Source organism: Candidatus Kryptoniota bacterium (genome assembly GCA_036567965.1).
In the GTDB taxonomy this organism is placed as follows: Bacteria; Bacteroidota; Ignavibacteria; order Kryptoniales; family JAKASW01; genus JAKASW01.
In genome coordinates this window covers 1-22395 of sequence record DATCTN010000029.1, presented here as the reverse complement: position 1 = coordinate 22395, position 22395 = coordinate 1, and the positions used below count along the sequence as shown (strand labels likewise).

The window sequence follows — 22395 nt, the reverse complement described above, 5'->3', positions numbered from 1 at the left end:
GTCGTAATTTCAGTCCAATGTGCGAGCGTGCGGTGGAATTCTTAAGACATGAGCGTTGTGAAAAATCCAAAAAGAGGGGGAACGTCTATGCGTCCAAAGATTAAGTTTTTCTTTATCGGGATTTTGGCCGGCGCACTCCTGGCCGGCTGCAATATTAATGTCAATAATAATTCTCAGTCCGAATATGGTGAAAACTTCTCGATCACTCAACCGCTCGGTCAGCGTGGAGGGATTTCGATCGAGAACATCAACGGGAATATTAATGTCGTCGGCGACGACACGGTTACATCTGTAATTATTTCGGGTCGCAAGACAGTTCAGGACCAATCCGTTGATGAAGCGAAAAGCCACATCGGGGACATCGAGATCTCGACAGTCCTTACCGACAGCGTTGTTGAACTCAGAACAACTCAGCCGAATAGCAGCGGCGACAGAAATTATAGAGTTGATTACAACATTAGAGTCCCTAAGAACTGGACGGTCTCGATAAACAACGTCAATGGCTCGGTGGATGTACAGGACATCAACAATTCCGTCGGAATCTCGCAGGTGAACGGGACAATTACGGCGGAAGATATTGCGGGAAGCGTCGAGTCGAATCTGACGAACGGAAATATTTACGGGAGAGTCACACTTCCACAAAACGGGGAATGCACTCTTAGCACATTGAACGGAAATATTCTGCTGGCTGTGCCCACGTCGACGTCGGCAAGCGTCACGGCATCGGTACTGAACGGCTCAGTGTCCGTCTCGAATCTGTCTCTGACGTTGGCTTCCAGTTCTAGAACGAGCCTCAAAGGAACGCTGGGCACTGGAGAAGGGACGATTTCACTTTCGGCTCTGAATGGTACGGTGGAACTGACCAGTTACTGAGAGTGGCTCACGGCCTGGGGTCGAGCTCAGTGGCAGTCACAGCATGCGGTGATCAACAGCCTTGACGACTAATGGAACTTAGGCTTTGGCAGCGCTTTTCCAGTCGGAGTCGACCTGATCTCGGGAAGGGGAAGATCGCCCGTCGCAGTCACAGGTATTTCGACTCGCAAAATGCCAAGAGGGATTTTGAATTTGGTCTCCAATCGGAAGGGAATTGTCTTCTGCCCACTAAGTACAGCTTTCGTAAGTTCCTCGGATGACTTAAAAGCGTGGCTGTAAAGAATTTCCATGGGCATTTTCAATTCCGACTTCCCGGCCGCGGCAATATCGAATTTCATATCTTTGCCTGAACCCGCCGGCTGTTTCTTAAGAAATAGCTCATAGTCCGCAAACACATTGTCGATGCCGAATGTATTTGGATTGTTGACTAGAAATACAAAATCGACGCAGACCTTGTCCGGTAAAACATTCTTCACATCGACTTTTTCATAAGTTATCTCGGGCTTCTTTGGAGACGATGGTTTGCCCGTAACTATCTGTGCGATTGAAACAGATCCAGCAACGAAGAACATCAAGACTGGCAAAACTATTTTATACATGCTCATAGGACACCTCTTAAGCAAACGCCCCTTTTTATGAATGATTCACCGATGTTATTATCGGAAGGATTGGAGCTCAACTTCAATTTCCCTTCCCAGCTCTCCATGATTTGTCTCAAGGTGCGATTTCTTCGAGGAGATGTGCGCGTCAAAGGCTAATGCCGTATTGGCGATCTTGAGATACCGTGGAGATCACGCCTTGTTGAATCACGACTCGCTTAAAACTAAAACCGGCTTGCAATAAAAGCAAACCGGGTAAAATTTGCGGGACCGACTCCGCTTCAGTCTGTATTGTCAAGTCGAATGTGTCCCCCTAGGCCATCCATGACGCAGTCTAATGTTTCATTATTCAAGGGCGCTACTTGCCAGTCGAAGACGGCTCGGCGATCTTTGGGCATGCTCGCAGCTGTAAGTTTAGCCGGACAATGAAATTCCCTACGCACCTTTATTGTTATTAAATTATAAGCAGGAGAAAAAATGTCAGCATCCGGTAAGCATGAAACGGCAACTCTCGGCGGCGGTTGTTTCTGGTGCGTTGAAGCTGTATTCGACGATCTTAAGGGCGTGATCAGCGTCGAGTCCGGCTACTCCGGCGGCACTGTCGCAAACCCATCATATCAGCAGGTCTGTTCGGGAGCGACGGGTCATGCCGAAGTTGTTCAGATCAATTTTGATCCGACCGTAGTGTCATTTGGCGATCTGCTCAGAATATTTTTCACTGTGCACGATCCAACCACGCTAAACAGACAGGGAAACGACGTCGGAACGCAATACAGATCGGTGATTTTCTATCATGATGACGGGCAGAAGCGGGTAGCAGAGAAAATTGTGAAAGAAATCGAAGAGAAGAAAATCTGGGACGACAAGCTTGTCACGGAGATTTCTCCCTTCAAGGCATTTTATGCCGCCGAGGATTACCACCAGGAGTATTTTGTCAATAATGTGAATCAGCCGTATTGCCGGGTTGTAATCGCACCGAAGGTCGCAAAGTTCAGAAAGATGTACGCGGACAGGCTGAAAGAGTGAACGGATTGCCGGATCGGACACACAGAGATTGAATAACAAGAATCGGATTTCAATCGAACAGAAAAGCTAAGAGGAGCCGCGACCAGCTCCCGGCCCCTCTGATTCCAAGATTATCTATTTCTTGACCTCTCTACGATCCAATCTCCCATAATTTTCAGAGCTTGCGGAGAAAAAGTTTCTTCGATTTGCGAATATTCTTTTGGCGATCCGGTCTTTGCATCCTGGAAAAGATGGTTCAGACCCGGAAGTAATTTGATCGTGTAATCCTTGTTCCCGCCTTTCTTGAGAGCCGATTCGATCTCCCTCAGATTGTCCTCGGCAGGGACCTGCAGGTCGAGCGTTCCGCCCATCGCGAGTAAAGGGCACGTCACTTTTTCAAGAGCGGGTCTCGGATCATAGGTTAAGAAATATCTGAACCAGGGATTTAGCAGCGATCTTATCTTATCATCGATCGATTCTTCGGGTTTCCCGCCGTTCTTCTTGATCTCCGCCCCCCATTCTCCGATCGTAGACTCAAAATAGGAACGCAGGTCCGCCGCGGCGCCGGCACTATCCTTGTCCGATTTTGCAATCTCGAATGTGCGTCTGGTATCTTCCAATTGTCGTGCGAGGAAAGCGGAATCGACGCCTTCGGTTTCTTCGATTAATTTCGTCTGCGCTAGAATGATGTCAGAGCCCGGCATCCCTGTACCAGCAAGTAGGACTACAAACGCGACATCTTTCGATTCGGAAGCCACCATAGGAGCAATGACCCCACCTTCGCTGTGACCGATCACCCCGATCTTCTTGCTGTCGATTTCATTGCGGCCTTTCAGGTACCCGATTTCCGCGATGGCGTCTGCTGTGTGGGCAGTGGTGGTGACGGTCATCTTGTTGCCCGTGGAACCGCCTATTCCGCGATCGTCCACTCTTAGGACCGCAATCCCGCGGCGCGTCAGGAAATCTGCGATCACCATGAACGGTTTATGACCGAAAATCGTCTCGTCGCGATCATGCGCGCCGGAACCGGTTATCAGAATAGCCGCAGGAAACTGACCTCCGGAGTCGGGCTCGGTAATTGTTCCCGTGTAAGTCATCCCGGTAATTTCACTTTTGAAGGAAACATCCTCGGACTTGTATGGAAACGGCGGCTTAGGTTCCTGGGGACGTTTCATTGTCACAACAGGAAGTGGAGCTGCGCTTTTTAAAACGACGAGTTTTATTGTAACGCCGCCCTGTTTCCATTTGCCGTCGATTGTATCCTTCGTGGCCGAAAATCTTCCTTCATAAGCGCCTCCGATCGAGCTGACGCCGATGAAAGCAGAATCTTCTTTCACTTGAACCGAGCTTGCGCGGATCCCGTAGGCGCTCTGATCGGGGCTGTCCATAGTTGCAGACAAGGTTCCACTATCCGTCTTAACCACATGAAAAACAATTTTCAATTTCGCTCCGCTGAATTCGATCGTTCCGGTCCAATCCCCTACGAGTGAAGTGTCAATCTTCGCACCTGCGAAAGAACTCGAGGATATGACGAGCATGACTAGAGAGAGTACAACGGAGTAGCTCGCGACAATTTTTCTAATTCCTGATTTCATTGTTCAGCCCCGCATGATTTAGTTGAATGAAAGAACTCCAGCGACGCCGGAGACTTCATGGGTTGTCCTTATCCCCGGGTCCCGACGATTGTTCTCTTTTGAAAAGGTAAAACGAATATAGCACGCTGATCAGCGCCGCACTGATTATTGCGACCAACGGAACAAGGTTGTTGACTTTAAATAAAGTGCAGACGATGAAGATGATTCCAGAAATTGCGAAGAGCCAACCGCCGAGTATGTGGGTTCTCCTCCAAACGCTTTCGGAAGAAATCGTCCACGGCGTCCTGATTCCTATGAACCAGTTTTGCGGCAGCTTCGGCATATAGTTGCCCAATACGACAAGCAATGCTCCGAAGGCAAGACCGAATAGATTCATTTGAAGAACTCCGCTATGGGCAGCGGCGAGGGTTAGCATGAAGATCGCCCCGAAAAGGGCGAGAAGGATATCCCTCAAGAACAGGACGACGCGAAATCTCGGCTCAATTTTCTTCCTTAGCGGGTCGATGCTGGGCAGAAAGGTGAACAAGAGGTAAATCGAAATGAACGTCGCCCCCATGACGACGAAGAACGTTGTCTTCCGCATCCAACCGTTGGCATCCCCGTGCACATTGAAATGACTCGGTATTACTTCCGGAAGCTGAGGATAATAATAAACTGCGATCGCTGCTACGGCGGCAATCACTCCCAATGGTATGAGTTCCCGCTTCAAATCGAGTTTCATTTCATTTTCTCCTTTTCGTCAGAGAAACCATATATTGCAGAGCCATTTCGAAAACGGTCATGTTCAGTGAATATCGGATGAATTGCCCTTCGCGCGCTCCCTGGATCAACTCTGCCCGCTTCAAGATATCGAGATGATGAGAAAGGGTAGGCTGGCTGACATCTATACGTTCAAGCAAATCCGACGGGGTCAGGTCTTTTCCCTGGAGGTTTTCCAGGATCAATCTTCTCGTCGGGTCACTAAGGGCTCCGAATATATTCCCGATGTTCTTCATAGTTGGCTGATGAATATATGTAGATTAGTACATATACCAATATAAGTCAAGTGCTGCCCGACGAGGAGGTCGCCGACATTTCTTGCGTGAGCGTGGTCGCCGGAAGATTTCGTTCTTTATTGCTATTTTGATTCATAAAAGGGAGCGAGTATGAATTTTCAGAAATGCCTGCTTCTGGTTGGCGCAATCCTGGGATTGTGTGTGGAGTCGTGCGTCCCGGTTTACATTCCAAATACGATCGACGCGCCCCTCCTGAAAAATGCAGGAGAAGTAAGGATCGCTGCAAATACGGGAACGACGGGCTGGGACTTCCAGACTGCAGTTGCCGTATCGGGCGCTATCGGCATTATGGCGAACGGTTCGTTCGGCTCCAAGTCGTCGTCAGATTCACTCAGCTACAATGTACACAATTATCTCGAAGGCGCACTTGGCTATTACATGCCGGTGACGGCCAACGGGACAATGGAAATGTTCGCCGGTGCGGGAGCCGGAAGGTCGACGTCGAGCGATGCGTGGACCAATTCGTCATCCTCACAGATTATTGCGACAGGGTGGTACACCCGGTATTTCTTCCAGATGGACATTGGAGCATACGGCGATATTGCGGACGGGGGTTTCGGAATGCGTGCGTCATACGTTCATTTCACAAAGATTCAGGATAAGGAAGGAAATATTACTTCAAATCTGGACGGGCTATTTGCGGAACCGTTTATCTTCGGCGCTCTCGGAGGACCCGGCCTTAAGTTCACCGCTCAGATGGGAGTCTCCTGGCCCCTTCGCGACAATATCCGATTTCAATGGATGCCGTTCGTGATGAACGTCGGGCTCCAGGTTAACATCAACAGGAAATAGCTCGATGAGTGTGCAACGATCCTGCTGCTTGTCATACATGAATACAAAAAATTGCGGAGCTTTTAAATGAACACAACCAGAAATACGGTTCTTATCACCGGCGGCGCCACAGGAATCGGGTACTGTCTCGCGGAGGAATTTCTGAAAGCCGGGAATAAAGTAATCATCTGTGGGAGAAGAGAGGAAAAACTAAATGAAGCGGAGAGAAGGCTTCCTGAGATTCACACGTATGTATGCGACGTGTCCTCCCCCGGAGATCGCGAGGGGCTCTACAATTGGGTCACTTCAAACTTCAAGGACATTAACATTCTCGTAAACAATGCGGGCATCCAGAGGATGATAGATTTGAAAGCGGGTCTGCGGGATTTGCGCGCGAATGAAAACGAGCTGGACATCAACCTCGGATCCACAATCCACTTGTCGGCCTGCTTCATTCCGGAATTCATGAAGCGATCTGAAGCGGCTATCATCAACGTTTCGTCCGGACTCGGGTTTGTTCCGATAGCGATCATGCCCGTTTATTGTGCCACAAAGGCTGCGATCCATTCATTCACGATTTCACTTCGGCACCAACTAAAGAACACATCCGTGAAGGTCTTCGAAATTATTCCTCCTACGGTTGATACCGATCTCGATAAAGGCGCCCGTGCGGGGAGAGGACAAACGTTCAGAGGAATACCTCCTTCCGAAGTGGCGGTATCTACCATGACCGCGCTGGCCAAAGACGAATTCGAGCACGGTGTAGGTCAAGCGCAGAATCTCGTCGCGGCTGCGTCGCAAAGCGGATTTTATGAGCAGTTCAACAGGATGAATCACTAAGCTCACGCTTCTCGAGAGATTGGGAGAAAATGAAAAGCATGACGACTAAATCAGCGAAAGAGAAAATCCTCATCCGCCGGGCGGGAAAAAAAGACGCCGGAATCCTCGCAGATTTCAGGTACAGGATGTTTTCCGAGATGAGGCCGGACGAGAATTATTCGGGAAAGAAAGTCAGATTCATCCGCAAATCGAAGAGCTACTATCTCACTCATGTAGGATTGAAAAGTCAATTCGATTGTGTCGCGGTCAGCGGTGGAGAAGTGGTAGGTTGCGGATCGATTCTCTTCCTCGATGGTCCACCGCACATTTCACACATTGGGACGCGGCTCGGATACATTCTCAACGTTTATGTCGTAAGCGAACGCAGGCGGGAAGGTATCGCGACAAGAATCATGGAGAGACTTCATACGGAGGGCAAGAGACACCGGATCAGACGTGTTAGCTTGCATGCATCGACATCCGGCTACCCGTTGTATACCGGAATGGGCTACTCGATGAACGAGATGTATCTGGAGAAGGTGCTTTGAACGCATGCTCAAGTTGGTCCCGGCATCAGTGACAGGCACTCTTCCGCGGGAATTCAGAGGAGAACAGACCGCAATAAGTCAGGCGAGCGACCTCGGCCTCCTCGTTCCATTCGCATTATTTACAGGAGGACTCCTCTTGAAGAGACGTGGATTCGGATTCATCCTCTCTCCGATTGTACTCGTCTTCTCAGTGAACATGTGCCTGTCGATTCTCGCGGGGGCAATCGTCGGCGGACTCGAGACGGGTTTTATGCCTGTCGCACCGATTGTAATGTTCATCCTATTAATGGGAGTCAGCGCCGGGTTGCTGATAAAAGTTTTGAAGAATATGAATCCTTCGGATGCTTTCATGAGATTTCACAAACAAATTGTTAATTCATGAGATTAGAGATCGGGAGATTCCATTCCAATTACCGGGCAACAAGATGCAATTTTGCGACAATGCCGCGTGAGGAGTTAGAAGATGAAAAATATTGTATCGAGATGTGGCTTCAGGTGCGATGAATGCGTTGCGTTCATCGGTAGGAGCAAGACTGTTGCCGACAGGGAGCGAGCAGCTCAGGGTTGGAAGAAATACTTCCACTTGAATTTTCAGCCGAAAGATCTTCACTGCAAGGGTTGTCTGACAGAAGGCAGTGGAAGCTGTCCGCTTCCTGGCAAGGATTGTGAGATCAGAAAGTGCGTCATCGGCCGCGGTATGTTCACTTGCGCGGACTGCATCGAGTTTCCGTGCAAGAAAATGGATGAGCGGATGGAAAGCGTCGAAAAAGTAATCGCGAGATACGCCGGAAAGATCTCAAAAGAGAAGTACGACTCATTCATTGCTCCGTACGATGCGCGACGTATTTTGAACGAGATAAGAGACCGCAGAGTCGACAGAGTTGACTGAACCGAAGTGCAACTCCAATCCCGCATCGACCAATACTCCGCGACATGATACCATTTTGCCTTTGTTCCTCTGCAGCTTTGTCCCTTTTTCCCTTCAACCTCATTCCCAGAGTAACGCACACCATGGTTAGTCTTTGAGCAAAATCCTTTACATATTAACCCGATGCGAAATCTGAAAATTAGCGTGAATAAATCCGATCTGAATTCAATTGAAAGGAGACTCTGGAATTGAAGGCCGCTCTTCTGACGGGTCCCGGAAAATTCGAGATACATGTTCTGCCTGATCCGAAGATAAAAAACGATACTGATGTATTAATTCGAATTAAGACTGTTGGTGTCTGCGGGTCGGACATACACTATTACACCACAGGCAGGATCGGTTCGCAAATAGTGCAGTATCCATTCACAGTGGGACATGAAACAGCCGGAGTCGTGGAAGGCGTCGGAAAGGACGTAAAAAGACTGAAACGCGGTGACAGGATAGCTATTGATCCAGCGGTGTCGTGCGGGAAATGCGACCAATGCAAGGCGGGAAGAGAGAATACTTGTCGTGAACTCCGGTTCCTCGGCGCGCCGAAACAACTGGATGGCGCTCAGTGCGAGTATATCGTTCTTCCCGAAAGAAATTGCTTTCCGATTGGTGAAGACATGACATTCGACCAGGCGGCTCTGACAGAACCTCTGGCGATTGCCCTGTACGCGGTCGAGAAATCTGCTCTCTCCGATGGTGCAGATGCCGCGATCCTCGGAGCGGGGCCGATAGGGATGTCCGTGTTTCATGTTTTGCGGACGAAGAATGTCGGCAAAGTATTCGTAACAGATAAAATAGATGCGCGAGTGGTGTTCTCAAAGAAGTTGAATCCTTCGTGGTCAGGAAATCCTGATAAAGAAGACGTTGTAAAAGAAATTTTGCGGATAGAACCGCTTCAAATGGACGTTGTCTTCGAATGCAGCGGAGATCAGGAAGCGATAGGTCAGTCGGTTGAGCTCGTTAAACCCGGCGGCAAACTAGTGATCGTAGGGATACCGGAGAGAGATGAGATCTCATTCCTTATACACGAACTCCGCAGGAAGGAGATTACGATCATAAATGTTCGGAGGCAACTCAACTCCACTCAAAGGGCAATCGACCTTGTCGCGGCAAAACGGATTAATGTAGATCCACTTGTTACTCACCGGTTCCCGCTTGAGAAAGCTCAGGATGCGTTCGAGCTTGTGAGTCACCGCAGGGACGGCGTCATGAAGACCATGATATTCATCGACTGACGGGCTGAGGATGACCGGCGATCTGGTGGTCGGACTCGACTGCAGTACCACGAGCACGAAGGCGATTGCGTTCGACCGGCGCGGAAAAGTCGCCGCATACGCAAGTGAAACGGTCCCGCTGTTCTCGCCGCAGGCGAATTATTACGAACAGGATCCCGCTGACTGGTGGAAATCCTCCGTAATGGCGCTCAACAAAATCACAAAAGCGATCGACAAGAGAAGAATTGCAGCTCTCGCAGTCGCGAATCAGAGAGAGACATTTGTGACTCTCGGCGCAGGTGGAGAAAGTCTTCGGCGGGGGATCGTGTGGCTCGACGAAAGATGTAAGGACGAAGTCGAACCGTTTGCCCGCAAGATCGGTAAGGACAGGATTCACCGCATAACCGGCAAGCCTCCCGATTATGCGCCGGTGGTGTACAGGCTCGCGTGGATGAAAAGAAACGAACCGGAACTGTTCAGAAAAATCGCGATGGTGTGCGATGTGCACACTTACGTAACATGGAAACTGACGGAGTCCTTCAAGACCAGCTGGGCAAGCGCCGATCCGCTCGGACTTTTTGATCTGAAAAACAAAAAGTGGTCACCGGTCATTCTTAAGGCACTCGGGCTGCGTGAGAGCCAGTTGCCGGAAACTTACAGCCCCGGGACGATATTGGGAAAAGTCTGTGCCCACGCGTCTGAGGAAACAGGGCTCACGACAGACACGATAGTCGTGGCGGGAGGGGGAGACGGTCAAGCAGCGGGACTTGGATCGAATGCGCTGACAACCAATCGCGCTTACCTCAACCTGGGTACCGCCGTCGTTGCAGGGGTTTACGGAGATCGCTACCGGATAAGCAGGGCGTTCCGAACCATGGGAAGCTGCTCTGATAGCGGCTACTACTACGAGTGCAGCTTGAGAGCGGGGACATTTTCCTTAGAGTGGCTGTTAAGGAAAATCTTAAATATCGATCCGACAACCGAAATCTATGAACAACTCGAGGATGCGACGCGTAACATTCCACCCGGAAGCGACGGGCTATTTTACCTTCCGTATTTATGCGGAGTCATGAATCCATATTGGGACGCAAATGCAAGAGGAGCGTTCGTGGGCCTGTCGTCGTCTCACGCGCGCGCGCATATTTATCGTTCCATCCTGGAAGGGATTGCGTTCGAACAACTTTTTGCACTGAACGCGGTTGAAAAGGAAATTGGAAAGAGGGTGAAAGAATTTGTTGCCATCGGCGGCGGTGCCGCAAGCGATCTGTGGTGTACCATCATATCGAATGTAACGGGGAGGAGTGTTCTTATTCCGGAGGACATCGAGGCGTCCGGGTTGGGAGCTGCCATAGCCGCTGCGGTAGGTGTGGGGTGGTACGCGAATTTCAAGGAAGCCGCGACTAAAATGACAGCCGTGAGGAAGGAGATCAAACCGGACGCGAAGATCTTCAGCCAGTATAAAAAAATGTTCGGTGAATACCGGCGACTGTTCCCGCTTTTAAAGAAGGTGAAGAGAGATGGTTGATTCAAATCTCATCTCAGACGATAGAGTTCTATTCGCAGGCCGGATCAAGTTTGCAATCGGTGTGATCGGAATCGGGATTTAGCATTTCATATTTTCAGATTTCAAACCGGTGATGGTTGCGTGGCCTCCCGCGTGGGTGCCATTTCGACATGTGTGGGTCCACTTAGTGGGAGCTGCACTCATCGTATTCGGAAGATGGCGAAGACCGGCGGCCGCCTTGTCGGGTCTCGTCTTTCTCGCGTTTGTCCTGTTCCTTCATATCCCGCACGACGTAATAATACACGCAACCCGGATGGGGTCGTGGACAGCCGCGTTCAAAGAGTTCGCATTCTTCGGGGGCGCGCTCGTCGTGGCGGGATCGCTGCCGCGACAAGCTATTGACGGCGGGGTAAAACCGTCCGTGCTCTCTAAGTTGGAAGATTTTTTCATGCCGCTTTCAAAATATCCGCTGGCGATAATGGTGGCCGTGTTTGGTCTCGATCACTTCATATACACGGACTTAGTCAGATCGCTGGTGCCAAGATGGATTCCGGGCGATCTTTTCTGGACTTACTTCGCCGGAATTGCGTTGATAGCGTCGGGTGTGGGAATAATCATAAATGTCAAGGCCCGACTCGCGGCTACGCTTCTCGGAGTCATGCTTTTCATCTGGGTGATCATACTTCACATACCGCGCGCGATTGCGGATCCGTCGGGCACTTTGGGAAACGAATGGACGAGCGTGTGCGAAGCGTTTGCCTTCAGCGGGATCGCGTTCATAATGGGGAGGACAATTCCGGAGAAGAGGGGATAGCCGGCCGAAGGAATCCGCTCGATTGTTTGAAGCCAACCTCATGTTCCACGAATGCCTGAGAGTACGGCGGGAATGTAAACCTGCCACGCGCGTGGCAGCTGAGCCGTACATCAAAACCAGGTCTTCTCTCTGTACCTCAGATATGGCTCTCCGTACTTCTCTTTAAGTCGCCCATCCTCTAGATGTCTCCAGTAGATAATGTTTGCTATTCCAACGGCTCCGATTCCAAAACTCAGGATTGCGCCGTGATACGATGCCCAGCCGAGGATCCACAGAATGAAACCTGTGTACATTGGATGTCTAAGCCGCTTGAATAAACCGGATGTTACGAGGTGGTCTATGTTCTCGACTCCGCGAAGTTGTACGAGTGCGGCGACGGCAAGGAGGATGCCCAGTATGACCAAAGCAAAGCCGGTCCACTTGAAAACGCTCCCAATCTTGAGCGCGAGCGGATCGAGGAGACACATACCGAACCACGATACCCACATTCCGCCCATAGCCGCGAAGACTAAGGACAATATGAATTTGTGTTCGGGATTTATCAGTCGTGCGTCTTTGAGCCGTTCATAAACAGAACGAATCGCGAGACAAGCCAGAAACGTAAGTGCGAGCAATAGGAAGTTGTCACTCAAGATCGACTGCGCTCTGAGACCTCACTCAATGCTTTCTTGGCCGAGATTTTATTGAAGGAATCTGACCGATTCAATTTCAAACGATATCTGCCGACATGGAATGCAAATTTATTCTTTCAACTTACATTTTGATCCGTCTCAAAATTGCCTTTGACGTAACATACTGGTTCTTCAAATTTCCGATGAGCACGTCCTCCTTTGGATCATACCGGAAGCTGAGCGAGTCTGATGTCTCGAACCTGATCGTTCCTGTGGAGTCGACGCCTGCACTCTTCCGTACCCATCCCTTCTTGAAATAACCTGCGGGGTGATCGGCCCACGAGTATACAACAGTAGCTTCACGGGCGCTTATCCTTTCCACGACGAGCTGGCATGAAAGGAAGTGGGCGTCCCATTGGCCGCACCATCTTCCGGACAAGCAATCGAACGGAGAATTGCCGCCGGATGCAACAAATGATATGCTGTCGGGAAGAGGAGCCTCCGTTTGTATTTTTTTGAAATCGTAAGAGAAATCTTTCACCATCGACGGGAGAACATAGTTGCACATGATGTCGTTTGTCACGTCCGGCCGGACGTAGTTGTTGCCGGTGAGAACGACAACGGCGTTGAGTTCAGGAAGAACGATTATCCACTGTCCTCCCCATCCTCCGGCGTGATACGAGTCGACGGCGCGTGAGCCGAGCTTATAAGTCTGAAGCCACCACTGATAACCGTAACCATCATCTTTCGGCAGCCACACGCGCTTCCTCGTCATCTCTTCGATCCATTGCGGGCTGATCACCTTGGTTCCGTTCCATTCTCCCTTGTTTAGCACAAGCGAGCCGAGTTTCGCCATTGATCTGGGACTTAATCTGAGATCACCGGATGCGTCCACGAATCGGTCGTTTATATAAACCCATTTTAAGTTTTTGATTCCAAGCGGATCGAACAGATATTTCTGCGCGAACGTATCGAGTCTGACGCCTGATGTTCTCTGTAGGATTTGACCGATAAGGTTGGTGCCGCCTCCGTTGTAGTACCACGTTGTCCCCGGCCGGTTTGCGAGAGGTTTAGACAGGATGTATCTCACCGGATCAGGGACAATGAACAACTGCACGATGTCGTTGCTCATATTGCCGTACGAAATGTCCTGCTCGTTCCATTTTAGTCCCGACGACATCGTGAGGAGGTGCGCGAGCGTGATCTTTTTCTTGTCGCCGTCGAAGAGTGAGCTGTCGGCAGGAAAGAACGAGTACAGCTTTTCATCAACTCCGCGAACAAAACCTTTATCGACGGCAATTCCGAACAGCAATGCAGTAATGCTCTTGGTTACCGAAGCGAGGTTGTGAATCGTGGCGCAGTCGTAGTCAATGAGTCTGCCCTTGAAATCTTTTGCAGTGTACTCGAAATCGTTTCCGGGAAAATATTCCTCGAAGACAAGGCGGTTATTTCTTACAATGAGTATCCCGTCTATCCCTGAGTACTCTTTCTCATTTATTCTTCTCAGAAGATTCACGAGCCGCGTGGAATCGATATCCGCGTCGCTGAGGTTTCCTGGGACCCAGCCGTCGTTTAAAGAACATGGAACTGAGAGCGACGCCTTACTTGGCGGCGTTGAGCGCTGGGCGCAGCCGTCTCCAGCCAGAATCAAAAGAATCGCGAGCGCAAGAGCCGTCGTTAGTTGATGATATGCTTTCATTCTTCCCCCTGACAAAATTAGTGCTTTTGATCTTCCTTGGTTTCGTATTGTGCCCGGAAAAGGAAAACGTTCAGCCGATCATTTCCTTTAGAATATAACGGCGGGCATCAGTCTTCTCAAAACTTTTCCGCGACGGGGAAATCTTCACGCGGGTAAATAGTGCACGAGGAGACCTCGCTGTTACGTAAATTCGTCATGCATCAGGTTCTCTTTGTCGTTTATCATCCGTATCAGAAGAAGTATTGCGGCTGCGACAAGGAGGAGCGTGATCCACCGTAGAAAGATAAATGAGATGCCCGAGGGAAGAATTATTATGCTCGGATATCGTGGACGTCTTATGTAATTGTAAGGCCCGTTCATTACTAGTTAGTAGTCGTTTTGAACAGTAGATTACGGCTACTTCTCGTCTCCGAAGAAATCCCGTATCAATCGCGCTTTCGCCTCCGCAGCAACCTCGTTAATTGCATTCGTCACGTTCTAGGTTTGTAGGTGTGGTACAGCGGATTGAGGATACTTCCCTGTAGATTGAAACGTCACGATTCATCTCGAATCCGAACCGCCCAACAGGTTTTGTTTTTCGTTTAAAATATTTCTCCTTCCAATCCGTTATACTTAACAGAGGCCCAAATAGAGTTGACTGCAGAAATATCGAAACAGATTGAAGCCACGATAGAGAAGGAGAGAGGCAAACTCTTCAACTTTATAAGGCGGAATGTGCCCACAAAAGAAGAGGCGGAAGATATTTTGCAGGACGTTCTTTACCAGTTTGCGAATTCGTTCCAGAGCATAGAGTTTATGGACCGTGTGTCGGCGTGGCTTATGCGCGTCGCGAAGAACAGGATCATAGACTCGCGCCGGAAGAAGAAGCCGAAAACTTTTGCGGATGTCAGGTTCGCAAACTCTGGCGACGAGCAGGGCGATTCTCTTTCTATCGAAGAGATAATCCCGAACCTCGGTGGTTATCCTGACGAAGCGTACTGGCAGAACCAGTTCTGGGACGAGATGGAAGACGCTCTTGACGAGCTGCCCGAGGAGCAGCGCGAGGTGTTTGAGATGAATGAATTCGAAGACATGAGCTTCAGAGAGATTTCGGAAATAAAAGGCGAACCGGTGAACACGCTGATTTCGAGGAAGCGCTACGCGGTCCTGTACTTGAGAAAACGTTTGAAAAATTTATATGAGGAGTTAAAAAACAATGTGTAGCTGGAATGCCGAAAAGGGTCCCCTCGGAAGACACAGAAGAGGCTGGTGGTTTCTTTTAGGACTGCCGTTCGTTCTGTTTTTCCTGGCGGTGGGAAGTCTGATTGTGATGCTATTATGGAACGCGCTTCTCCCCGTGTTGTTTGGATTGAAGACAATAGATTATCTTCAGGCAATCGGATTGCTGGTCCTGGCGAAAATCCTGTTCGGCGGTTTCGGCAGGCGGCCGAGACCGTTTTATGGCCGGCACCGCCACTGGGATCAGTGGAGGAGGTGGCATGAACACGACTCTGACGATGAAGCCGGCGGTGCCGCGAAAGAGGATAAGTCTTCATAAACGATCCGGGTCCGCCGCGCTCTTGCCGGCGGACTCGTGATGTTCCAGAGGAGGAGAAAGCACCATGTTCTATGAAATAGTTCTGGCTACACATTCAGCTGTCAGGTGGCTCGTGCTCATCAGCCTGCTGTATGCGATTTTCCGGGGAGCGAAAGGATGGATGGGCGGCGGACAATTCACTCACGCCGACGGGGTCGCAAGGCTCGCGGCCTCAGTTATCGTTCGCGTGCAATTCGTGGTAGGTGTCGCCCTTTACATTCTCAGCCCGATTACCGCGTATTTCGTTTCAGACATCAGGAAAGCTATGGATTTTCCCGAAGTAAGATTCTTCGGACTCGAACACGTCGCCATGACGGTGATTGCAATCGGGCTGATATCCATCGGAGAGATAAGGTCGAAGAAGGCACCCGATGACAAGAAGAAATTTTCTCGCATGACAATTTTCTACGTTATTGCGCTTCTGGTTATTCTCGCGGCGATTCCATGGCCGTTCAGCCATTCCTCGCGTCCGTTATTCAGACCATTCTGATGAAGACAAGAAAATTCTAATCGTACTGAGACTAATGTTAATCAAGCAAAGCTTGAAGAGATTTTTGAATGACCCGGTAGTGGGCCGGTGAAGACGGCGCTCGTTACCGGCGCAAGCAGGGGAATTGGAAGGGCGGCGGCCGAGAAGTTTCTGGATGAAGGATGGCATGTTGTCGGTACTTCGACATCAGGAAAGTCGAGTATAGCTCACCCCGACTTCAGAGTCTGCATTCTTGATCTCAGAAGTCCCGTCGGAATAAAAGCCTGTGCCGATGAGATCCGAAAATTCGGAATCGAGATCGATGTGCTCGTCAACAATGCGGGTATCATAGAAGATCGAGACAGGTCCGGCATCATGACCGGCGACGTGCTGAGAAAGACTCTCGACGTGAACCTTATGGGGCTCGTGGATTTCACCGAGTTAATTCTTCCGCTAATGAAAGATGGTGGAAGTATCGTAAATGTGTCTTCCGGAGCGGGCTCGCTTACAGATTTCCATGGGGCGTATACGCCTTCTTATCAGATCTCAAAAGCGGCGCTCAACATGTACACAAGAATTCTTGCGGACAGGCTGAAGTCAAAGGATATTTGCGTCAGCTCGCTGAATCCAGGTTGGGTGAGGACAGACATGGGCGGACAATCCGCGCCCAGGAAGAGTGCCGAGGCGGCTGAAGAGATCTTCGCGCTCGCGACCAAAAATCTCGACTCGGGAAATTTCTGGTATCTCGGAAAAAAAAGCCCGTGGTAGGAAAGAGAAGACTACATGGCTCATGCTACCATGAAACCGAAGGATCCGGAAGGCGATCCGAGAGATGTTTTTTGGAAGGAAGGCGCAACCATTCCGAACCGGTTGCATCATATTAGAAAGAGTCGTCGAAACCAATCTGTCGACGGCAAGTATAACAGTTGACCAACTAAAGAAAGAAAAGATGAAATACTTAATCGCATCAGAAAAGGGTTCAATGTCAGGGAACGTAAGCGTTCATTTCGGGAAATCCCCATTCTTCCTTGTCTACGATGACGAAGACGATCGTGTCGATGTCATCACCAACGGTGAAGGAGTCGACCCGCATCTCGTGATAAGAGACTCCGCAAAGTCGGGCGTGAAGAAGATTATCTGTGGCGGGATCGGACCACATGCGTTCCAGGTCGCCGAAAAATTTGAAGTCGAGGTACACATTGGGTCGGGCATGCCCGCGGACGAAGCAGTCGCGCTCGCGTCAGCCGGCAAGCTTCCCATCACGACCGAACCCACCGCGCATCATGGTCACCACGGCGAGGGGAACCATCTACAGCATTCCCATCGTTCACATTAACGAGTCAAATCAAAGCTGGCTGATCTTCTTGACATAGCAGCGCATTTCAACTTTGTCGCATTTCGATATTGTGTGTACTCGCGAACCGGACGAATATGCGGAAATAGTTTGTGATACCCGGCGTTGTGAATGCCGTCACTAGTCACGCCTTCTGAAAATCTTGAAGCACTCGACAAGAAGGCGAAGAAGGGATCGCTCTACTTTTATTATGTCACTTCCGTGAACTCGAAAGGAATCGAGAGCGGAAGAAGTCAGGAGGTAAGCGTAAGGAGATAGGCGATTCAGCTCTACCAGACATCGGTTGCCCTCATTCTTCCTGGAACGGACACATAATTGCTGGGTGGTGAGTTAGGTTTTGAGAAGCTGCCATCCTGGCCGTACGGCCGGCATTCCGGATCAATCACCCATCCGCTCTTCTTGACTCTTCGATGAATCCGGTTTACATTTTCGCTTGAGTTGAACCCTTCAACTCAAGCAAGGAGGGTGGAAGCGGTCAAAGAATTTTCGACAATGAAATCGGGCGAAAATCAGTTTTTCATGAGAATTCGGGGAGCTGACGCCTCAGGGATTGCCACGCGACGTGCTTTCTTAAAGAGGCTGGGGAGGGTTCGTCGTTGAAATCGATACAGTTCGATCGCGTGGCGGACCTCTACGATTCCTATGTCAATCAAGATTTCGATATTCCCTACTTCTTGGAGGAAGCCAAAAACGCGCGGGGAAAAGTTCTCGAGCTGACTTCAGGCACAGGAAGAGTCTCAGTCCCCCTCATCCGCGGCGGGATCGATCTGACGTGTGTCGACTATTCAACAGGCATGCTCTCTGTCCTCCAGCGCAAGACCGAAAACGGCTGGCTTCCGTGTAAGCTCATCGCGATGGACATGACTCAGCTTGCGCTCCGCCAGAAATTCGAACTGATTTTCATTCCATTTAATTCCTTCTCCGAAATCCTGGAACGCGATCTGCAAAAGCAGACACTCGAACGCATCATGGAACACCTGACTGATTCGGGCCATTTCATTTGTACTCTTCACAACGAGCGGATCAGACTCGGGAATATCGACGGACGCCCGGGCACGCTCGGACGATTCCCCACCAAGACGGGCGGATCACTCGTCGTCAGGTATCATTTTAATTACGATCACTCCACACGGCTTGCTCATGGATTTCAGTATTACGAGTTGTTCGATCATGAGAGCAGAATGGTGGGCGAGCGCTCTCTCGAGATTAATTTTTACCTGTTCAACCGGGAAGAGTTTGAACTCTTGATCCGCGAGTGCGGTTTTGATGTTGTCAATCTGTATGGCGACTATTCAAAGAGCAAATTTGACGAGGAACATTCCCCTTTCATGATATGGAAGCTTAAAAAGTCGGATAAGTGGACAAGCTGATATCGAATTGAAAGACAAAATATGCATGGTGACAGGTGCGAGCGGCGGCATCGGGAAAGCTGCGGCTCTCGGGCTGGCGAAGAAAGGCGCAACAGTCATACTCGTCTGTCACAACAGAACCAATGGGGAGCTCGCGGCGACCGAAATAAAATCGGTATCGGGTAACTCGAACATCTTTCTAATCTGCGGCGATCTGTCAAACCGGAAAGGGGTCCACGATGTCGCCGACGGGTTTAAGGACAGGTTCGGTTCGCTCCATATCCTTGTGAATAATGCGGGCGCTCTGGTGCCGAAGCGATATCTCACGGCTGACGGATTAGAGATGACGTTCGGCCTCAACCATTTAGGATATTTTCACCTGACAAATTTACTCCTGAACACCATGAAACGGTCGGCGCCCTCAAGAATAATAAACGTTGCATCGGATGTACACCGGTACGTGCAGCTAGATCTCGTCGACACGCAGAGCGAGCATGGTTACTCATCGATGAAAGCGTACGCGCGATCAAAGCTTGCAAACATCATGTTCACTTACGAGCTCGCACACCGCCTGGAAGGAAAAGAGATCACTGTGAATTGCATGCACCCCGGCGCGGTGAAGTCAGATTTTTATCGCAATGCATCGGGCCCGGTAAAGACGTACTATTCGCTGTTCGGGTGGACGATGCGCTCGCCTGAAAAAGGAGCGGAGACGATCGTCTATCTTGCATCGTCAGTCGAGGTGACAGGAATTACCGGAAAGTACTTTATCGATAAGAAGCAGGTGCTCTCTTCCGAACATTCACGCGACTCGGAGACATCGAGAAAATTGTGGGAACTAAGCGAGCATCTCACTTCGATGAAATGAGATGTTACGGCGCCATTACCGGACTCGTGGCTGGACTCATAGCGTTCGCTGCCGGCAGTATCACAAAGAAAGAAAAAGTGCAGACGGGAAAATGAAAATCATCCTGTGGACGGCTGCGTGTCCTGCGGGTACACGGCGAGCAATTGTATCGACCCAATTCAATTGAAGTGAAAATACTGAACGGCACACCCGCTTGACTCTTCTTAATCCGGAATTTAGATTTTCAAAACGATTTAATCGGCGATGCGTGCCGCAGAAATGAATACACTCGTTGTGGAGGCTGAAGTCCGGTGAAGGCAGTTGATATGGTCGTGCCCGACAGTTCCGCGAAATGGTCACCATCGTTTGCGGTCCACTTCATTGCCTCCAACCTGGAAGTCCTGATCTGGATTGCCGCACTCGTCTATCTGGCAATCTACAACCCGTACTTGCGAACAGATTTCACATTCTGTCCTTTCAAGAATCTCGGTTTCACTTTCTGTCCGGGCTGCGGACTCGGGAGATCGATATCTTTCATTCTCCACGGAGATCTTATCAGTTCATTTAAGACGCACGTGTTCGGTGTACCTGCGCTTGTCATTTTGATTCAACGGATCATAACGCTGGTCAGATCCGCAGCCGCTAAAAGGATTTCATTAAACCAATCATAAAGTGAGGAAACAGTATGGCGAATCTTTATCAACTCATGCCGATGCTTCAGGGCGACGAGCTGGCTTATGTCCAGGGAGCTGTCAAGGATCTTAACGACAATCAGGTCCAGATGTTTGCGGGGATCTATAACGCGCGGAGAAAAGATCCACAGACCATTCTACTTGTCACTCTACTGGGATTTATCGTAATTGCGGGCGTCCAGCGGTTTCTCGTCGGACAAATAGGAATGGGAATTCTCTACCTGTTCACAGGCGGCCTCTGCCTTATCGGAACAATCGTCGATCTGGTCAACTACAAAAAGCTCGCGTTCGAATATAATGTCGACGTTGCGCAGGACGTATTGAGGATTGTCAAGTCGTCGACTTGATTTAGATCTGACGGTGAGATTGACGGAAACACGCCGGCGGTTGAAGGAATCGCCGGCATCCATTTCCCGGTTCGAGAAGAGTCCGTCAAAATTTTGATAATCGAAATTCTAATCAAATGAAAATGAACGGAGATGGGTGAAATAATATAGTGGTAACACCGAATCCTTTTCCTGATAAAGCAGTCATACCCGACGAGATGAAGCTCCTCAAAATTCTCGGAGACACCGGAAAATTCTGGCGCGAGATAAGAAGTTATATCGAGAAAGATTTCGGACCGGTCAAATCAGAATGGAAATTTTACAGCGAAAAATCCGGATGGACAATGAAGCTTCTCCTGAAGAAACGCAATCTCTTCTTCCTTAGTCCGGTCGACGGCGGGTTCAGAATGTCATTCATATTCGGGGATAAGGCGGTCTCTGCAATCGAAGAGAGCGATATCCCGAAAAAGATCATTGACGAGGTTCGGAACGCTAAGAAGTATGTGGAGGGGAGAGGAATTCGAATGGAAGTCAAGAGCGCGAAGACTGTAGAGATCGTGAAGAAGCTGATAAAAATCAAAATTGAGAACTAGCGCGCTTTCACTACTTGAAAGTGGTTTCTATGTGTCACAAACTACTATCCGCCGGGGGAAAATTCGGTGTTAAAGTGGATAAATGGCCACGAAATTGTTATTTAACGAGGTAAATCTGGCGAGAATGTTGGAGTTAGATTCATTCATGATTGTGAGACAAAAAGCTTAAGACATATCAGATGAGAGATATAACCTCTCAGAAGTTAAGGGGGCAAGCGTGAAGAAGTTGTCTCTGTGCTTGCTAAGTTCGGTGGTGATCTTCTTAAGTCAATGTCATGCTGGCAGAAGTGCGCGGGGAATGGACCTTGTCGTGGAGTGCAATTAAAAAAGAATAAAGAACCCATTGGCGTCCAACATGCATTGGACGGCAAGAAAAAGTTAGAAAGTTTAAGGCCAATGGTTCGCCGCGAGTACGAGGCAGGTCGAATGCCAATAAACTCTCGGAATCAAACATGAAATTATTCTTAACATTCGTTGGAAGTATTCTCATGACCGGATGCTGTCTCTTCTCTTCATCCTCGGAGAGCAGCCGTGATGTTCAATTCGTTCAGATCTTCCTTCACACAGGTGCGCTTGATGAATTAGACACCTTCCACGGAACTTACCAGAAGGATCTCATCCCTGGTACTGTAAAGACCACGATGTGGTTGACCACCAGAGAACAGGAAATCATCATTACTACTCTGGAGCGATACGGGTTCTTCTCACTGCCAGATACTCTTTATAAAAGGCCAGCTAACGAAACCTTATCTCCGGATTTGGGTAAACAAGTGTTACGGATAAGATACAAGGATCAGGACAAAACAGTGGTTTGGGACGATGGGATAGAGCTGGTCCCGCATAACAAGTTTAAGGATGTCATCGAGAGCATTACACAATTAATAGGAGACATAATTGCATCGAAGCCAGAGTTCAAATCCCTTCCTCCTGTCAAAGGTGCTTATCGATAATGTCCAAGGCCCCGTGTCTGCGGCCGACAGCCAAGGAAGAGGCTCAACATGAGATATATGTCGTGCTCGCCATGGACCTTACCCCGTTTTGTAGACAAGGAGAAAAGCCAGTAACTTCGTGAAGGAGGTCTACGACCTCGTAGAGGAGACTGGAAATGGAGACAGAGAAGAAGAGAAAGACGTACGACCGGCAGTTCAAGCTGGATGCGGTGA

The 22395-nt window shown here is 49.6% G+C and carries 28 protein-coding genes; 22 read left to right on the top strand and 6 right to left on the bottom strand.

All coding sequences use genetic code 11. From position 1 onward, the window contains the following. Nucleotides 1-87: 87 nt before the first annotated feature. Nucleotides 88-873 carry a hypothetical protein gene (locus tag VIS48_13390; protein ID HEY9167144.1) on the top strand — a complete coding sequence of 262 codons (786 nt, stop codon included), beginning with the start codon at nt 88-90 and terminating at the stop codon, nt 871-873. 68 nt (nt 874-941) lie between these two features. Here the strand turns inward: VIS48_13390 and VIS48_13385 are convergent, their stop codons facing one another. Beyond that, complete coding sequence (locus VIS48_13385; protein ID HEY9167143.1) at nt 942-1478, bottom strand: LEA type 2 family protein; 537 nt, start codon at nt 1476-1478, stop codon at nt 942-944. A 471-nt stretch (nt 1479-1949) separates the two neighbouring features. Between VIS48_13385 and msrA the strand changes: the two genes are divergently transcribed. Next, nucleotides 1950-2498 (top strand): peptide-methionine (S)-S-oxide reductase MsrA, encoded by a 549-nt coding sequence (msrA, locus tag VIS48_13380; protein HEY9167142.1) that lies wholly within the window; start codon nt 1950-1952, stop codon nt 2496-2498. Nucleotides 2499-2608: 110 nt separating this feature from the next. Here msrA and VIS48_13375 read toward each other — a convergent pair whose 3' ends face one another. From VIS48_13375 to VIS48_13365, 3 genes are read right to left on the bottom strand one after another with little or no spacing between them, the layout of a single operon-like run. Then, nucleotides 2609-4072, bottom strand: a complete 1464-nt coding sequence (locus tag VIS48_13375; GenBank protein HEY9167141.1) for an alpha/beta fold hydrolase — start codon at nt 4070-4072, stop codon at nt 2609-2611. A 55-nt stretch (nt 4073-4127) separates the two neighbouring features. Further along, nucleotides 4128-4793, bottom strand: a complete 666-nt coding sequence (locus tag VIS48_13370) for an SdpI family protein (protein ID HEY9167140.1) — start codon at nt 4791-4793, stop codon at nt 4128-4130. Between the two features lies 1 nt (nt 4794). Further along, entirely contained in the window at nt 4795-5067 is a 273-nt protein-coding gene (locus VIS48_13365) for a metalloregulator ArsR/SmtB family transcription factor (GenBank protein ID HEY9167139.1), read from the bottom strand. A 150-nt stretch (nt 5068-5217) separates the two neighbouring features. On the opposite strand from VIS48_13365, the gene VIS48_13360 reads away from it, so the two are divergent. The 8 genes from VIS48_13360 (at nt 5218) to VIS48_13325 (ending at nt 11716) form a co-directional block, all read left to right on the top strand. Beyond that, entirely contained in the window at nt 5218-5919 is a 702-nt protein-coding gene (locus tag VIS48_13360) for a hypothetical protein (protein HEY9167138.1), read from the top strand. Between the two features lie 66 nt (nt 5920-5985). After that, nucleotides 5986-6738: an SDR family NAD(P)-dependent oxidoreductase gene (locus VIS48_13355; GenBank protein ID HEY9167137.1), complete on the top strand. Its 753-nt coding sequence runs from the start codon at nt 5986-5988 to the stop codon at nt 6736-6738. Nucleotides 6739-6767: 29 nt separating this feature from the next. Then, complete coding sequence (locus VIS48_13350) at nt 6768-7265, top strand: GNAT family N-acetyltransferase (protein ID HEY9167136.1); 498 nt, start codon at nt 6768-6770, stop codon at nt 7263-7265. A 4-nt stretch (nt 7266-7269) separates the two neighbouring features. Next, the gene (locus VIS48_13345; protein ID HEY9167135.1) at nt 7270-7647 is read left to right on the top strand and encodes a hypothetical protein; all 378 of its coding nucleotides are present in this window, start codon (nt 7270-7272) and stop codon (nt 7645-7647) included. An 81-nt stretch (nt 7648-7728) separates the two neighbouring features. Further along, the gene (locus VIS48_13340) at nt 7729-8154 is read left to right on the top strand and encodes a DUF3795 domain-containing protein (protein HEY9167134.1); all 426 of its coding nucleotides are present in this window, start codon (nt 7729-7731) and stop codon (nt 8152-8154) included. A 227-nt stretch (nt 8155-8381) separates the two neighbouring features. Further along, the gene (locus tag VIS48_13335; GenBank protein HEY9167133.1) at nt 8382-9419 is read left to right on the top strand and encodes an alcohol dehydrogenase catalytic domain-containing protein; all 1038 of its coding nucleotides are present in this window, start codon (nt 8382-8384) and stop codon (nt 9417-9419) included. 10 nt (nt 9420-9429) lie between these two features. Continuing rightward, nucleotides 9430-10923 carry an FGGY family carbohydrate kinase gene (locus tag VIS48_13330; protein ID HEY9167132.1) on the top strand — a complete coding sequence of 498 codons (1494 nt, stop codon included), beginning with the start codon at nt 9430-9432 and terminating at the stop codon, nt 10921-10923. A gap of 166 nt (nt 10924-11089) precedes the next feature. Further along, nucleotides 11090-11716, top strand: coding sequence for a hypothetical protein (locus VIS48_13325; GenBank protein ID HEY9167131.1), 627 nt, complete (start codon nt 11090-11092; stop codon nt 11714-11716). 110 nt (nt 11717-11826) lie between these two features. Here VIS48_13325 and VIS48_13320 read toward each other — a convergent pair whose 3' ends face one another. Further along, complete coding sequence (locus VIS48_13320; GenBank protein ID HEY9167130.1) at nt 11827-12348, bottom strand: isoprenylcysteine carboxylmethyltransferase family protein; 522 nt, start codon at nt 12346-12348, stop codon at nt 11827-11829. Between the two features lie 121 nt (nt 12349-12469). After that, nucleotides 12470-14026, bottom strand: a complete 1557-nt coding sequence (locus tag VIS48_13315; protein HEY9167129.1) for a serine hydrolase — start codon at nt 14024-14026, stop codon at nt 12470-12472. A 633-nt stretch (nt 14027-14659) separates the two neighbouring features. Here VIS48_13315 and VIS48_13310 point away from each other — a divergent pair. The 12 genes from VIS48_13310 to VIS48_13255 all read left to right on the top strand — a co-directional run bounded on the left by VIS48_13310 (nt 14660) and on the right by VIS48_13255 (nt 22182). Further along, nucleotides 14660-15229, top strand: coding sequence for a sigma-70 family RNA polymerase sigma factor (locus tag VIS48_13310; GenBank protein HEY9167128.1), 570 nt, complete (start codon nt 14660-14662; stop codon nt 15227-15229). Continuing rightward, nucleotides 15222-15563, top strand: coding sequence for a hypothetical protein (locus tag VIS48_13305; protein ID HEY9167127.1), 342 nt, complete (start codon nt 15222-15224; stop codon nt 15561-15563). Before VIS48_13310 ends, VIS48_13305 begins: the two co-directional genes overlap by 8 nt. A gap of 64 nt (nt 15564-15627) precedes the next feature. Beyond that, nucleotides 15628-16092, top strand: coding sequence for a hypothetical protein (locus VIS48_13300; protein ID HEY9167126.1), 465 nt, complete (start codon nt 15628-15630; stop codon nt 16090-16092). A gap of 87 nt (nt 16093-16179) precedes the next feature. Further along, nucleotides 16180-16839 (top strand): SDR family NAD(P)-dependent oxidoreductase, encoded by a 660-nt coding sequence (locus tag VIS48_13295; protein ID HEY9167125.1) that lies wholly within the window; start codon nt 16180-16182, stop codon nt 16837-16839. Nucleotides 16840-17020: 181 nt separating this feature from the next. Then, nucleotides 17021-17407 (top strand): NifB/NifX family molybdenum-iron cluster-binding protein, encoded by a 387-nt coding sequence (locus VIS48_13290; protein HEY9167124.1) that lies wholly within the window; start codon nt 17021-17023, stop codon nt 17405-17407. Nucleotides 17408-17536: 129 nt separating this feature from the next. Beyond that, nucleotides 17537-17683 carry a hypothetical protein gene (locus VIS48_13285; protein HEY9167123.1) on the top strand — a complete coding sequence of 49 codons (147 nt, stop codon included), beginning with the start codon at nt 17537-17539 and terminating at the stop codon, nt 17681-17683. A 338-nt stretch (nt 17684-18021) separates the two neighbouring features. Continuing rightward, entirely contained in the window at nt 18022-18795 is a 774-nt protein-coding gene (locus tag VIS48_13280) for a class I SAM-dependent methyltransferase (GenBank protein HEY9167122.1), read from the top strand. Between the two features lie 7 nt (nt 18796-18802). Next, entirely contained in the window at nt 18803-19642 is an 840-nt protein-coding gene (locus tag VIS48_13275; GenBank protein ID HEY9167121.1) for an SDR family oxidoreductase, read from the top strand. A 290-nt stretch (nt 19643-19932) separates the two neighbouring features. Further along, complete coding sequence (locus tag VIS48_13270; protein HEY9167120.1) at nt 19933-20292, top strand: DUF2752 domain-containing protein; 360 nt, start codon at nt 19933-19935, stop codon at nt 20290-20292. A 14-nt stretch (nt 20293-20306) separates the two neighbouring features. Then, on the top strand, nt 20307-20660 hold the full coding sequence (locus VIS48_13265) for a TM2 domain-containing protein (protein ID HEY9167119.1): 354 nt from the start codon (nt 20307-20309) through the stop codon (nt 20658-20660). A 149-nt stretch (nt 20661-20809) separates the two neighbouring features. After that, nucleotides 20810-21232 carry a DUF3788 family protein gene (locus tag VIS48_13260; protein HEY9167118.1) on the top strand — a complete coding sequence of 141 codons (423 nt, stop codon included), beginning with the start codon at nt 20810-20812 and terminating at the stop codon, nt 21230-21232. A gap of 452 nt (nt 21233-21684) precedes the next feature. Further along, the gene (locus tag VIS48_13255; GenBank protein ID HEY9167117.1) at nt 21685-22182 is read left to right on the top strand and encodes a hypothetical protein; all 498 of its coding nucleotides are present in this window, start codon (nt 21685-21687) and stop codon (nt 22180-22182) included. The last annotated feature ends 213 nt before the right edge of the window (nt 22183-22395 follow it).

Bases quoted from the DNA above. Each gene is read 5' to 3' on its own strand.
- VIS48_13315 (HEY9167129.1), bottom strand. From the start codon at position 14,026: ATGAAAGCATATCATCAACTAACGACGGCTCTTGCGCTCGCGATTCTT.
- VIS48_13305 (HEY9167127.1), top strand. From the start codon at position 15,222: ATGTGTAGCTGGAATGCCGAAAAGGGTCCCCTCGGAAGACACAGAAGA.
- VIS48_13350 (HEY9167136.1), top strand. From the start codon at position 6,768: ATGAAAAGCATGACGACTAAATCAGCGAAAGAGAAAATCCTCATCCGC.
- VIS48_13370 (HEY9167140.1), bottom strand. From the start codon at position 4,793: ATGAAACTCGATTTGAAGCGGGAACTCATACCATTGGGAGTGATTGCC.
- VIS48_13360 (HEY9167138.1), top strand. From the start codon at position 5,218: ATGAATTTTCAGAAATGCCTGCTTCTGGTTGGCGCAATCCTGGGATTG.
- VIS48_13265 (HEY9167119.1), top strand. From the start codon at position 20,307: ATGGCGAATCTTTATCAACTCATGCCGATGCTTCAGGGCGACGAGCTG.
- VIS48_13330 (HEY9167132.1), top strand. From the start codon at position 9,430: ATGACCGGCGATCTGGTGGTCGGACTCGACTGCAGTACCACGAGCACG.
- VIS48_13385 (HEY9167143.1), bottom strand. From the start codon at position 1,478: ATGAGCATGTATAAAATAGTTTTGCCAGTCTTGATGTTCTTCGTTGCT.
- msrA (HEY9167142.1), top strand. From the start codon at position 1,950: ATGTCAGCATCCGGTAAGCATGAAACGGCAACTCTCGGCGGCGGTTGT.
- VIS48_13255 (HEY9167117.1), top strand. From the start codon at position 21,685: ATGAAATTATTCTTAACATTCGTTGGAAGTATTCTCATGACCGGATGC.
- VIS48_13355 (HEY9167137.1), top strand. From the start codon at position 5,986: ATGAACACAACCAGAAATACGGTTCTTATCACCGGCGGCGCCACAGGA.
- VIS48_13300 (HEY9167126.1), top strand. From the start codon at position 15,628: ATGTTCTATGAAATAGTTCTGGCTACACATTCAGCTGTCAGGTGGCTC.
- VIS48_13375 (HEY9167141.1), bottom strand. From the start codon at position 4,072: ATGAAATCAGGAATTAGAAAAATTGTCGCGAGCTACTCCGTTGTACTC.
- VIS48_13390 (HEY9167144.1), top strand. From the start codon at position 88: ATGCGTCCAAAGATTAAGTTTTTCTTTATCGGGATTTTGGCCGGCGCA.
- VIS48_13365 (HEY9167139.1), bottom strand. From the start codon at position 5,067: ATGAAGAACATCGGGAATATATTCGGAGCCCTTAGTGACCCGACGAGA.
- VIS48_13285 (HEY9167123.1), top strand. From the start codon at position 17,537: ATGCCGTCACTAGTCACGCCTTCTGAAAATCTTGAAGCACTCGACAAG.
- VIS48_13290 (HEY9167124.1), top strand. From the start codon at position 17,021: ATGAAATACTTAATCGCATCAGAAAAGGGTTCAATGTCAGGGAACGTA.
- VIS48_13340 (HEY9167134.1), top strand. From the start codon at position 7,729: ATGAAAAATATTGTATCGAGATGTGGCTTCAGGTGCGATGAATGCGTT.
- VIS48_13345 (HEY9167135.1), top strand. From the start codon at position 7,270: ATGCTCAAGTTGGTCCCGGCATCAGTGACAGGCACTCTTCCGCGGGAA.